The sequence below is a fragment of the Bacillus sp. GbtcB14 genome (assembly GCF_019091205.1).
Lineage (GTDB): Bacteria > Bacillota > Bacilli > Bacillales > Bacillaceae_G > Bacillus_A > Bacillus_A cereus_AG.
The window spans coordinates 167,346-179,921 of record NZ_JAGXJT010000005.1 but is presented as its reverse complement, the minus strand read 5'-3'; the positions used below and the strand labels follow the sequence as shown (position 1 = coordinate 179,921).

The window sequence follows — 12,576 nt, the reverse complement described above, 5'->3', positions numbered from 1 at the left end:
ATTCCTTATCATCTAATAACTTTTTATTTTACAAGTACATCTTCCCTTAATTCCCTCTTCAACACTTTTCCTAAAGCATTTTTCGGTAATTTGTCCATAAATACAACTTCGGGTATTTTATAACTTGCTAGTTTTTCTTTACAGTGCTGCATAATTTCTTCTTCCGTTAAAGACGTTTGCATGTCTTTTACAATGTACGCTGTCGGAATCTCTCCCCAAAAGTCATTTGGAACCCCGACTACTGCAACTTCTAAAACACCATGTATTTCATGAATGACATCTTCTACTTGATCTGGATATACGTTGTCACCACCACGTATGATAACGTCTTTATATCTTCCCATAATATGCAGGAATCCGTCGTCATCTATCATGCCAGCATCGCCCATGTTAAACCAATTATCTTTTACTACCTTCTTTGTCGCCTTTTCATTATTCCAATATCCTTTAAACATGTATGGACTTCTTACATGAATTTCGCCAACTTCATTTGTTGTTAGTTCATCACCTGTTTCTGGATGAACAATTTTCAGCTCTACATGTTTAAGCGTTTTTCCTACAGAAGACATCTTTTCTTTCCCCATCATTGGATGCCAAGAAGTTACAACCCAACCTTCTGTACTACCATAGCCTTGCACCATATATATTCCTTTTTCCATATATTTTTGAATGAGTGTTTCTGGCACTTTTGTACCACCACTTTGCGCTACTTTAAAAGTCGAAATGTTACGTTCTTTTTTATTTAGCTCATCAAGCATGTAGCTATAAACGGCTGGGAACGCCAGCATCGTCGTAATTTTCTCTTCTTCAATCTTATCCCAAATTAGAGTAGGGTTTAAGTCAGCTAAGAATATCATCGTAACACCATGATAAATACAATTTAAAATAGAAAGCACGCCACTCATATGAAACAATGGATGCACGGATAAAAAGCGTTCACCTGCTGGAATTTCTCTTTGTCCTGCAATCTCAGCAAAATAATGATGTAAGTTTTTATGTCCAATAACACATGCTTTCGCCTGTCCAGTCGTTCCTGAAGTAAATAAGTAAATCGCATCATCCTCTTCATGAACTTCTACGTTCGGTTCTGTCATTGGCTGTTCTTGTAATGTTAATTCAAATGAACCAAAACCTTCTTCTGTCGTTTTAATTACATAAGAGATTTCTTTAACAGCATCAATCTTTAATAAAACTTCTTTAAATTCTTCATCAATAACTAACACTTTTAATTTTGCTTCTTTTACAATCGTTTCTAATTCAAAAGCAGTAAGCTGATGATTTAGCGGAATACATACAGCTCCAATTTTTAAACTTGCCATCATAACGGTTGGAAACGGATGATTATTTTTGCATAGTATTCCAATACGATCCCCTCTTTGTACACCGTTATGTAGCAAATAGTGTGCAAGCTGATTTACTCGTTCATTATACTGCTGAAACGAATACCTTTTCTCTCCCCCTACAAGCGCTTCCAAATTTGGTGATTGCATTGCTCTTTTTTGTAATAAATTTTGCATCGTTCTCAAGTAAAACTCCCCTTTATATATGTTAGGTTTTTTATTTTACCAGATTAATTATTAATTTACTAAAGATTACACTTAGTGAATATAAAACGAATAAAAAAACAGCCATTTACTTCACAAGTAAATGACTGTTTCTCCTTATATATTAGAATACTGCTTATTCATCACATATCGCACATACTCAGGTGCACTTTTATCAATCTCTTCATCACTTAATTTATATTCGGCACCATATAAATAAAATGAAGGTATAAATTTCATGTCTGTATATAAGCACGTAGCTTGAAATGGTTTCGTTAACTCATCCATCGTAATTCCGCTGTTGTTATAGTCTTTTTCTAATCCACCTATAGAAATAGCTAGACCAAATTCTTTCCCTTTCACTTTATCTCCTTTTGATCCGTACGCAAATCCATATGTTAATACATCGTCAAACCATTTTTTCAATAATGGTGGTGTGCTGTACCAATAAAGCGGGAATTGAAATATATATCGGTCATGTTCTACTAATAGTTTTTGCTCTTCCTCAATATTAAACTCCCAATTCGGTGCCACTTTATATAATTCATGCACCGTTATTTCATCCGAATGTTTTTCAAGTTCTTCAATCCATCTTTTATTAATTTTTGATTTTTCAATATGAGGGTGTGCTACAATTACAAGTGTTCTCATCATTTCCCATCCCCTTTTTAAATTATTCAATCCTTTACGTATTAGTATGAGTGAGTCACATATAATTGAAAAGTACGTACTTTAAAGTGCTATAGGAACCTTAAAGTACCTTTGGAGGTGTAATATGAATCAAAATGATGACTGCCCAATTGCAACGACACTCGATGTTATCGGTGGAAAATGGAAAGTTCATATTTTATGTGTTTTGATGGATGGAAAAATGCGGACAAATGAAATCCGGCGAGAAATCCCAAACATTACGCAAAAAGTTCTGACACAACAACTTCGGCAACTTGAAGCTGACGGGATTATCCATCGTACTGTATATCAAGAAGTACCACCAAAGGTTGAATACACAATAAGCGAATACGGGAAATCTTTAATGCAAATTATGGATGAACTATGTGAATGGGGAAAAGATCATCAAATCAAAAGATTACATGACTAAAAAAGCCTACCCATTTCTTTACATACTAGTGGGAACGGCACATCACTATCAAGCTAACAAAAAGACCTTAATAAGAAAACTGTCATTTTTATAGTCCGTTTAAACTTTAGCTTGATAGTGATACGGCAAGACCCAAATAAAGAAATATATTAAACAAATTAAAAGCAACAACGCATACGACTAATGTTAATAAGAAAATTTCAATCGCTGAATTTCTTACTTTATTTTGAAGTCTAAACAATCACCCATTAAGCCAAGCTTAATAATATCGATTTTGTACGATTATCCGTTACTTCATAATAAATTTCTAACCCTTTCCGAGTGCCTGTAACGACTTTAGTAGCTTTTAGTTTAGATAAATGTTGACTAATTGTACTTTGAGGCATTTGTAACATTTCATACATTGTCGTTACATTAATAGGACCTTTTGCAAGCATTATTTTTACTAATGATAAACGAACAGGATGTGCTAACACCTTTAATACTTCAGTGATTTCTTCATACATTTCTTTCATATTTTTTCTCCCCTTTTATATAACTATTAATGATATCCATATATATAATTCGAAAAGATATCCCATTTTATGTCCGTCATTTTTAAAAAATATTAAAAAACCTCTTCAGATAGAGGGAATTCTCCCAATTCTATAGATTTTTCTTTCACTCTATATTATGTGATAGGAACTTTCCTTACTGAGACCCTCTACCATTGTTCTCTTGTTGATGCCCATTATTTCCTTGAGACCCTCTTCCGCTATTCTCTTGCTGGTGTCCATTATTCCCTTGAGACCCTCTTCCGTTATTCTCTTGCTGGTGTCCATTATTCCCTTGAGACCCTCTTCCGTTATTCTCTTGCTGGTGCCCATTATTTCCTTGGGACCCTCTTCCGTTATTCTCTTGCTGATCTCCATTATTCCCTTGAGACCCTCTTCCGTTATTCTCTTGCTGATTTCCATTATTCCCTTGCGATCCTCTACCATTGTTCTCTTGTTGATGCCCATTATTTCCTTGGGACCCTCTTCCGTTGTTCTCTTGCTGATGCCCATTATTCCCTTGCGAGCCTCTTCCGTTATTTTCTTGCTGATGCCCATTATTTCCTTGGGACCCTCTTCCGTTGTTCTCTTGCTGATTTCCATTATTCCCTTGCGAGCCTCTTCCGTTATTTTCTTGCTGGTGCCCATTATTCTCTTGCGAGCCTCTATCGTTGTTCTCTTGCTGATTTCTATTATTTTCTTTTATTCGCTTCGGTTGTTGTTCCTTAGATTGCTTTTGTTCTATATACTCTTTCTTCTCGTACCTTTCTTCTTTTACAGGAGTCACATCTTCTGATGCATCAGAAGATGACTTTTGTTGTTCTTGATTAGAAGGCGGTACAGGTGGAGTAAGCAATTTTTTCTTCTCATTCTCTTGTTTTATGTAAACGCCTGTTCCAATTCCTGCTTTCTTAGCATTCTCCCGTATTTCCATCGTACTGCTTTGATATTCGACTGTAATATGTTTTATCTCATACTCTTTCTTTAATTCCTGCATAGCCTCTTCCAACTGTGGTTCTAGCGAATTGTCCTTTGCAACAGCCGTTAGCATAACTTGCTTATCACTCGTTAAGTACTTATCATCTTCACTTTGCTTTATTATAGTACGTATTACACCTTGCAATTGTTTATCTTTCCATTGCTTCAATTCTTTTAAAATACGCCTTCCATCATCATTACAAGCTCGCAAATCTATAACTCGAAGATCCTTTGTTACGCTCACCTCTAAGCTTGGATTTATATCAACTGAGACATAAGCAAACACTTTTTCTTCTGGTTGATTGTAGAAAAATAACAACGCACATAGAAAACAAGCAACAAGTAATGAAGCTGGCTTTAAGAAAGAAGGGATCGAAAAATACGATACTCTTTGTTCTTGTTCTTCAAACGAGATTTCCTCTCCAATCATGCAAGAGTTCTCTTTTCTTTCACACGTAATAAACTCCCCATTTGGAGTTAAAACAACTACGCTATGTTTTTTTATATCCATCACAATTCCTTTATTCATCATGCTTTTCCCCTCTTATATAATCAAGAATATATGTATAGTTGTTTGCAAAAATAATACACATTGCAATAATGTATTTTCTATGTCGTTCCAACGTTTTACGACTTACCCTAACACGTGGTTCAATATGTTTAAGCGGTAACTTTTTCTTTCGGAACAGCTCCTCCATCATTTCCTCTTCTTTTATAATAATCTTCACAATTTCTATTAGGTGCTCACGCGTATCACGATGCTTCGGGGATTCTTTCGCAAGCTCTGAAAATGTGATTTTAAACTCAGCTAACACACTTTGAAAATGAAGAATTTCCTCCTTACGGTTACTATTGTCCATCTCTTTCATATACTCCGTAAGCGATACTTGCATTTCTAACATTTCCTCTTGCTCATCTTCTTTTAAAAAGACACGGTTATGCTTAGATTCCTTGCGTATATAGTCAATTACATCTCTTTTTATAAGAAGATCAGCAAACGCTAGAAAAGATTTTCCTTTTTTATATGAATACTGTTCAATTGCTTCGTTAAACGCAAACAGTCCAATACTATATTCATCATCCTGTTCTGTAATATATCGACGGCAGACAGATGAGATTGATTTTCTAATAAACGGCTGATACTGAACGATAAAGGCTTCCTTATCTTCTCCGTTGTTTTGTATGTTACATACGATATCTTCTATTTTCGGTTTTCTTAAGATCTTCATTACTAAACTTAACACTGGTAATCTCTCAGCCTCCTTCTGCTTTAAATAGAAAAATGGTCACTAAACAAGTGACCATTTAACCACATTTTGTTAGTACTTTTCTTTGGTCTTGTCTTCTTGCTGTTAGTTATATTTTTCGAGACTAACTTTTTTCACCGTTTTCTTAATGATCTTCCTTTTCTCTCGGCACTAAAGTTAAGTTTGTATTTTAATGTACGTTCTTATTTTCTTCTGCTTATTTTGCTTGCTCTTTTTCTATTCTATCTGCAATCTTTGAATAACTCTTCTCTATATCATTGGTAATTTCAACCTTTTATTTCAGATCCCTAAATTTATCTAGCAATTTTATTAATGCTTCAATATTGTTTCATGACCATTTTTCTTCACTATATATATTCGGAGGAATACATAGTTTTATGGGGGTCAAAAAATATTTTTTATAAAATATATATTTATTAAGTTGATTGGTATATTTGGCAGACACAAAGCAACAAATACATGCTTTCACAATTTGTATTAGTTAAATTAATCTTTTATCCGTTGTTGTATTTCTTTAAAACGAGCACGTATAAATTTTTTGATATCCGGGTGATCCTTATATAAAGTAACAGTATACATGATGGAAGATGCAAGAATAGTAGACCATATTAACCAATCTCCAGCATGCGAAAGAACTCTAATTACTTCACTCGTAAATTGTTCATGTCCCGCATGAACTGTTGATATGAGAGCATTAAGGTTGAACAACAATAAAATAACAATCCTTCCCAAAAGCAGAATAATCCATCCGATAATATACGAATAGCCTCCAACACTACATAATTGATTGTTATGATGAAAAACTTTCACTCTCTTAGCTTGCCAATAACCAACTATCGCTCCTACTATAAGCAAGCTAATTAATTCAATTGTAATAATAAAGTCCAAACTACTTGGAAGACCGATATAAGTTCTAATTATAGCCATGATGGGTATACCAAGAAGATCAAAACTATCTACTTTTTTAGGGATAAGCTGCCTAATGATCAATACGATAACGACTACAAGAATAATAATGAAAACTTTATTCATGCGATCAATCCCTCTTTTTTTCTTTTAAATAATACTCAATTAGTTGATCTACTTTCTCTTCTGGATATGATTCTGGTGTTTGAAGGACATGAATTACTAGTCCATCGATAAATCCGTACAGTATCTCCAATTCAAACTCTCTATTATACCCTGGTTTGACATAGCCTAGCTTCTTCATTAAATCTAGGATCATTCCGATAAGATACCTCGTATGGTCATCCATTTTCTTCCGAAGTTCAATAAGCTCTGGGGAGCTAAAGGATATACCGAGAAATGTAATCCAAACCTTTCCTTCCAACATTTCTTCTTTATTAATAGGAATAATAAACTTCATTAATCTTCTAAGTGCTTCTTCTTTCGTTCCTTTAAATTCATTTGTACGAGTATTTGCCCGCTCTTTCATTCGATTCAACACTAAATTCATCGCATAATGAATTAATTCATTTTTAGACGAAAAATGATGCTGAACAAGCCCGACCGAAATATTTGCTTCATCAGCGATTTGCTGTATAGAAGCTTTATCAATACCTTTTTCTAATATTACACGCCAAGTAGCAGTGGCTATTTGATTCTTCCTTTGTATTTGATCAACTATTTTAGGCATTCATATCCTCCTCCCTTTTTATAATATGATCGTATTATAAAAAAAGTACTTAAAACAATATGATCATATTGCTTTAGGTTTTACAGTGCTATCAAGCAATACAAAATAAAATTCCCATAAAACAAAAAAAAGACGGCATTCCTGCCGTAACATAAAAAGATTTTCAAATTTTTTTGATATTATTACTGTCGACGTTCAAAAGCAAGACGTACTGCAAGACCCGTTAAGACACTTGCCATAAGCCAACGCTGTACTCGTAGCCACGTCGGGCGTGTGCCAAACCATTTTGCAATTTTACTTGCTGTAAATACGATTAAAAGGTTAACTATAAAACTAACAGTGATTTGCGTAAGGCCTAAAACTGCACCTTGTAAAAGTAACGATCCTTTCTCAGGATCTTCAAATTGAGGTAAAAGTGACACATACAAAATAGCAATCTTTGGATTTAGAAGATTAGTCATAAGTCCCATCAAAAATAATTTCCGTGGTGGCTCATTAGGAATCGTACGAGGTTCCATAATAGATGTAGCACCCGGTTTTATCGAATTCCAGGCAAGCCAGAGTAAGTAAGCAGCACCTGTCCACTTGACTGCTTCGTAGATAGCGGGTACTGCAAGGAATAGAACTGTAAGTCCGAACATTGTTGCGATTATATAAATGACAAATCCGAGCATAATGCCCAAGAGAGAAATAAATCCTGCCATACGTCCCTGCGTAATGGAACGGGAAATGAGATAAATCATATTCGGCCCAGGTGAACAAACCATGCTAAGTGAAACAATTGCAAAAGCTAACAAAGTACTAAAGCTGACCATAAACCTTCCCCCTTACCAAGTTCTTCTAAATAATTTTACGGTAATTTCTTTAAATCATTTTATTACATCCTATCCTTGTAAATCTAATTATTTGAATGTAAAATTATAAATAAGTTTTAACATTTTGAATCGAGGTGAAAATCATGAGAAGTTTTAGCTCATTAATGATCTCTACTGTCTGTTCAGTACTTCTTATAATTTGGAATGTCTATTCCTTCTATAACGGATTCACAACAGGGCGCACATACTACTGGATTAATGGCATCGCAGCTGTTATCTTCCTTTTATTCTTTATCCTCAACATGCGCGATTTTAAAAAGAAAAACTACAGAACCTCATGACAATAGGAGTTGATACATATGTGGAAAAGAATTAAGAATTATAGATTGAGCTTAAAAGATTTAAAGTTCATGTTATGGTTGTTCGGTATAACTTGTTTTATATACAGCTACAATTTCATTACAGGATTAGCTTTTGACCACAAATTCCAAGTCTATTATTTAGGTGGTGCTATAGCTACATACGCCGCATTTATGGATACTAAAAATAGGATTAAAAATAAAATTTATAAGATAGCGTAATGTACAAGGAATCCTTTATGGTTTCCTTTTTTCTATGTAAAATAAAAAGAAACGGATTCGCCACTTTTATTTGTTCCAATCTTTAAAATCGGTATATTTACTATAAGCTGTTTCGGTTGTATTTCCGTGCCAACAATTCTGAGCGTTTTCTCTTTCACATTAAGTTCGCTTATATCTCCATTTTCACTTAGCCATTCTGGATTATCATGAGCGTATTTATTGTTGAACATCCTTGCTTTAACGTTTTGAATCCTTCGCCAAAAGGGTGTTCAATTCCATCTTTATGTCTAACAACTATATAGATTTCATTTCGTCCGCCTAATGTCTCAAAATAAGGTTCAGTACCGCGTTTTATTTCCTTCACATCAACATCCCCTTTCAATTCGCCTAAAATTTATTATACAAAATAAAAATAGCTACTTTTGAAAAGTTTCACATTTTATTTTAAATTAAATGCAATATAATGAAATACAACTCTCATACATCGCTGTTTTTTCGTTTATTGAGTCCGTTTGTTTTGTACAAAAAAAGCACCTAAATAGGCGCTTTTTACCGAATCATCTTTTTCTATATCTTTTTCTTCTGCTTCTTTTTACTTCCTTCATTTCTTCTTGCACAGCTAATTTTTCAAGGTATAAACGTACTAGCTTATCATCACTCTCTTTTCGCTGCTTTTCTTTCTCTTCTTTTTCTTTCTGCTCCCTTCTCTTTTCCTGCTCTTCCTGTTCTTTCTCTTTCTGCTCTCTTCTCTTTTCTTCTTGCTCTTTTTTCTGTTCTTTCTCTTCAATACATATGTCAACCAGTTTACTAAAAAAAATAATCTTACTATGCTTCTTTTTCCCAGGTCTCAATACGAAAAGAATGAAAGTTATGATTGTAAAAATCCAGAAACCTGTTACGGTAAATCCACTAACCTGCATAGAATTAGTGGATCCATTAATCATCTTTGCATTAACGAAAAATCCAGTTGCAAGTACAGAAAATAAAACCGTAACAGCTGGTAGAATCATTGAATCCATCTTAAGTGGATCATGGTACTCAGATAAACTTTCTATTCTTGCTTTCACATACTTTAAATCATTTTTTTCTAACTCCATTAATTTATCCTTATTAGATAAACTATCAGTATCGTTAGAAAACTCCTTGGTATGTACATAACTATCCACGATAAATTCAACAAATTTCTTATCTTTTTTATAAAGCAGATTTTTTTAAAAATCCTTTTGGTCCTGTTGTGTAAATTTAGACACTAGCATTCACCCTCAATTTCGACATTTAAAATTAATCAAAAGTAATACTATCTTTTTATCTAAATTTTAAAGTAACATTCAAAAAATGAATAGCAAAATCTTCACTATTACACTATTCTCGTATCTAAAGTTAGAGAGAAGTAACCTTTTTTCATAATTTCCTTTATGTCACTTATGAATCTAGTAAAAAAATACTAAACTCAATAAGAAACTCAAAAGCCACGACACTCAGGCATCGCGGTTGGATATATAAATTCCATTTTTATCATACGGTTTCTGCCTACTCCATCCATTCCGACCGAGTAACGTTTTGGTGCAAGGGCTATGATCATCAGTTATGAGCGCATAGATATGTTATGCTCTTATCAAAGAACAAGTAACTGTAGGAATATCGTATCGTCGATTCCAATGTAAAAAGGTACCTGATTTAGTGCCCTAAATGGCACCCTAAAAATTCCATTCTTATGTCATACTAAGCGCTTTTGCAAATCATAAAGCACCAGATTTCCTTTTTCTATAATACTTTCCTCTTTTCATCCCAAACACTGTATAAATGTAGCCATCATTTAACTCTTTACGATTCATATACTTCATTTTAAGCATTTCTTGCTCATCTTCATCCAAAGCTTCTTCAAATGCTGCTTGCTCTTCTATATTTTAAAATTTCACTTTTAACACACGGTATTCTTGTAACTCTTCTATCCCGAAAGGCCGTATTTCCTTTTCATTTACATGCCTAGACGGTTAATTCATACGATACGGTTCCCTTCCGTTCGATCTACTTAATTGAATGGTTTTCCCTATTCTTGACTATACTATATTTATGCATCCAGATTGTCACCTTTAGAACGAGCAGTTAACGTTTGCTAGCTGCTCTTTTATTTACGAAAAAATAAGATTCTTTATAATGAGTTTTCTTTATTTTTCAATATAAAGAGCCTTGGATTTTCGCTATCAATCCTGTACTATACGAACAAAGAGTAAGGTAAGAGTTACTCTTTGCCATTTTAGGAAAGGTTCTGTTGGAGACAACGGGGCCTTTTTTTCATAAAAGGATTATTTTGTTAATTTCCTTGTAAATTATTTTCTTCTATCTCTTGGCTTTCTTCTCTTATTTGACCGATTAATGAAACTACTGAGCCAACCGCTTGGACCCAACTCCCCGTAATTACTATAAGCTGTCCATCCTCCTCATCATCACCTTCAAAAACCCCCTCCACTTTACCCCGACTAGCTTTCAATTCATCTATCCCGCCTATTGCCTGCAATGAATTACCCGTTGCTTGTAACAGATTCCCGACAATATTATACGATTCATCTATATTTGAACTATCCTCTACTTCCTCACCTATTGCTGTAACACCACCTAATGCCTGTACCCAGTTCCCTGCAATCACTAATTTTTTTTGCATTTCATCTTCAAAATCTATAATGAGTCCTGTTAGAACCGTTACATTACCAATTGATTGAATTCCGTGACCAATAAATTCAAGGGATACTTCTCGTTGTCCATCAGCTTCCAGACCATTCCCCGTCGCCTGTAATACATTTCCCCATATGCTCAAGTCTTTTCTTATTTCGCTGTTCAATCTTTTTAAAGGTGTACTCCCAATCGCAGCAATAATTGTCCCTACTGCAACAAACCAAGCTCCAACTATCTCCTTAATCGGATCATCCATTCTCAACCTACTCCATCATTAATTTATTACTTATAGAATATGAAATTGCACATATCCAGGTTAATATCCTACTTCTCTCACCACCCAAATAAAACTTAATATTCCGTAAATAGTATAGACAAGGCTTTAAAAAATCTGCTTAAATTCTTCCCACTCTAACTCTCTTGGTCGTGAATCAAGCAGTTAGCTTTTTCTAGCTGTTCTTTTATTTGTAACAAAGTTAGACAAGCTTTCATATAATGTAGTCATTCCTTTCTTATGAATTAAGCTCGTCACTTGAGTTATAAAAATAGGGTTTATAAAAAGGTGATTGTGAAAACAATCGCCTTTTTATTTATGACAAAATGAAATTTTTATATTAATGGTCCCACCAATAAAACACGAATTTTGTACACTAATGAAAGAAATTTAAATGCTACAGTAATTAACATTTAAAGTTTAATTACAACGTTAATTTATTTATCTTTTACGACTTTTAGTTGTGCCCTTATGCTAGAAGAAATCCTAATTTTTTTGTTCACCCCAACATAATCTTACAGTAATGTCCTTTTATCAGAATGTAGCGTGTAGCTGACTATAAATATTATGTTCATAGGAAAAAGGCCAACAATCCAAGATTGTTAACCTCTACTTTCCATATTCGTACCTTTTATCACTTTACTTTCTAACAACTGGAATCCACATTTCACCAAATACTAAGCCGTTTCTTTGCCCCATCGCAACCGTTGTATTTGGTCCGCCAACATAAGCAAAATCCGTTGCTTCTCGTAAAGCCTGACCGAAGGCGATGCCAGTCAGCTTATTACTTAGCTCCTCAGCCGTTTTGTCTTCCCCTTTCACTACTAAGTATTCTCCCTTTGGAAACTGAATCACTCTAGATTCTCCTTCTATTTGTGCTTCTGTCATGACACCAGCATAATACATCATCTTATTATTCACCGCTTCGCTCACAGAAAAAATGTATTCGTTTGTGGCTAAAGCTTTTAAAGTATCTAGCCTTCCATCTTCTTTAACAGCCGACCAAAAGTCTTCCTTTTCTTTATTTATTCCAGCAAAGTCTGTATAGTCACTCTTCATTTCAGTTCCAATACCTAACACAATAAAGCTATCTTTTTCTTCAATCGTATAATTTTTCATATTCAATACCTTCCTTTTTTTAAAATGAATCAAACGATTTATCTTTTCATCTGATG

General features: G+C 34.1%; 15 protein-coding genes. 3 read left to right on the top strand and 12 right to left on the bottom strand.

Features of this window, described 5'->3' with window-relative positions; translation table 11 throughout:
* Positions 1 to 23 precede the first annotated feature (23 nt).
* Complete coding sequence (locus KVT31_RS16480; RefSeq protein ID WP_098344209.1) at positions 24 to 1,526, bottom strand: class I adenylate-forming enzyme family protein; 1,503 nt, start codon at positions 1,524 to 1,526, stop codon at positions 24 to 26.
* 135 nt (positions 1,527 to 1,661) lie between these two features.
* Positions 1,662 to 2,195, bottom strand: a complete 534-nt coding sequence (locus KVT31_RS16475) for an NAD(P)H-dependent oxidoreductase (RefSeq protein ID WP_140392516.1) — start codon at positions 2,193 to 2,195, stop codon at positions 1,662 to 1,664.
* A 124-nt stretch (positions 2,196 to 2,319) separates the two neighbouring features.
* On the opposite strand from KVT31_RS16475, the gene KVT31_RS16470 reads away from it, so the two are divergent.
* Positions 2,320 to 2,643 carry a winged helix-turn-helix transcriptional regulator gene (locus tag KVT31_RS16470; RefSeq protein WP_088097133.1) on the top strand — a complete coding sequence of 108 codons (324 nt, stop codon included), beginning with the start codon at positions 2,320 to 2,322 and terminating at the stop codon, positions 2,641 to 2,643.
* Positions 2,644 to 2,891: 248 nt separating this feature from the next.
* Here KVT31_RS16470 and KVT31_RS16465 read toward each other — a convergent pair whose 3' ends face one another.
* The 6 genes from KVT31_RS16465 to KVT31_RS16440 form a co-directional block, all read right to left on the bottom strand.
* Complete coding sequence (locus KVT31_RS16465) at positions 2,892 to 3,158, bottom strand: ArsR/SmtB family transcription factor (protein WP_088097134.1); 267 nt, start codon at positions 3,156 to 3,158, stop codon at positions 2,892 to 2,894.
* 175 nt (positions 3,159 to 3,333) lie between these two features.
* Positions 3,334 to 4,683: an anti-sigma-I factor RsgI family protein gene (locus KVT31_RS16460; RefSeq protein ID WP_283162010.1), complete on the bottom strand. Its 1,350-nt coding sequence runs from the start codon at positions 4,681 to 4,683 to the stop codon at positions 3,334 to 3,336.
* Positions 4,676 to 5,398, bottom strand: coding sequence for an RNA polymerase sigma factor SigI (sigI, locus tag KVT31_RS16455; protein WP_088097136.1), 723 nt, complete (start codon positions 5,396 to 5,398; stop codon positions 4,676 to 4,678). Before sigI ends, KVT31_RS16460 begins: the two co-directional genes overlap by 8 nt.
* Before the next feature lie 510 nt (positions 5,399 to 5,908).
* A complete protein-coding gene (locus KVT31_RS16450) occupies positions 5,909 to 6,454 on the bottom strand; it encodes a hypothetical protein (RefSeq protein WP_088097137.1) in 546 nt (181 codons plus the stop codon).
* Positions 6,455 to 6,458: 4 nt separating this feature from the next.
* Positions 6,459 to 7,058, bottom strand: coding sequence for a TetR/AcrR family transcriptional regulator (locus tag KVT31_RS16445; protein ID WP_088097138.1), 600 nt, complete (start codon positions 7,056 to 7,058; stop codon positions 6,459 to 6,461).
* Positions 7,059 to 7,240: 182 nt separating this feature from the next.
* On the bottom strand, positions 7,241 to 7,873 hold the full coding sequence (locus KVT31_RS16440) for a LysE family translocator (RefSeq protein WP_088097139.1): 633 nt from the start codon (positions 7,871 to 7,873) through the stop codon (positions 7,241 to 7,243).
* Between the two features lie 143 nt (positions 7,874 to 8,016).
* Here KVT31_RS16440 and KVT31_RS30305 point away from each other — a divergent pair, with 143 nt between their 5' ends.
* Together KVT31_RS30305 and KVT31_RS16435 are read left to right on the top strand one after the other, a co-directional pair.
* A complete protein-coding gene (locus KVT31_RS30305; RefSeq protein WP_082181434.1) occupies positions 8,017 to 8,214 on the top strand; it encodes a hypothetical protein in 198 nt (65 codons plus the stop codon).
* Between the two features lie 18 nt (positions 8,215 to 8,232).
* Entirely contained in the window at positions 8,233 to 8,454 is a 222-nt protein-coding gene (locus tag KVT31_RS16435) for a hypothetical protein (protein ID WP_088097140.1), read from the top strand.
* Positions 8,455 to 8,486: 32 nt separating this feature from the next.
* Here KVT31_RS16435 and KVT31_RS30300 read toward each other — a convergent pair whose 3' ends face one another.
* From KVT31_RS30300 to KVT31_RS16415, 4 genes are all read right to left on the bottom strand, one after another.
* Complete coding sequence (locus KVT31_RS30300) at positions 8,487 to 8,684, bottom strand: hypothetical protein (RefSeq protein WP_226545129.1); 198 nt, start codon at positions 8,682 to 8,684, stop codon at positions 8,487 to 8,489.
* 327 nt (positions 8,685 to 9,011) lie between these two features.
* On the bottom strand, positions 9,012 to 9,659 hold the full coding sequence (locus KVT31_RS16425) for a hypothetical protein (RefSeq protein ID WP_308162481.1): 648 nt from the start codon (positions 9,657 to 9,659) through the stop codon (positions 9,012 to 9,014).
* A gap of 1,109 nt (positions 9,660 to 10,768) precedes the next feature.
* The gene (locus tag KVT31_RS16420; protein WP_088097142.1) at positions 10,769 to 11,383 is read right to left on the bottom strand and encodes a DUF6944 family repetitive protein; all 615 of its coding nucleotides are present in this window, start codon (positions 11,381 to 11,383) and stop codon (positions 10,769 to 10,771) included.
* Between the two features lie 657 nt (positions 11,384 to 12,040).
* A complete protein-coding gene (locus tag KVT31_RS16415; protein ID WP_088097143.1) occupies positions 12,041 to 12,520 on the bottom strand; it encodes a GyrI-like domain-containing protein in 480 nt (159 codons plus the stop codon).
* Positions 12,521 to 12,576: the final 56 nt, after the last annotated feature.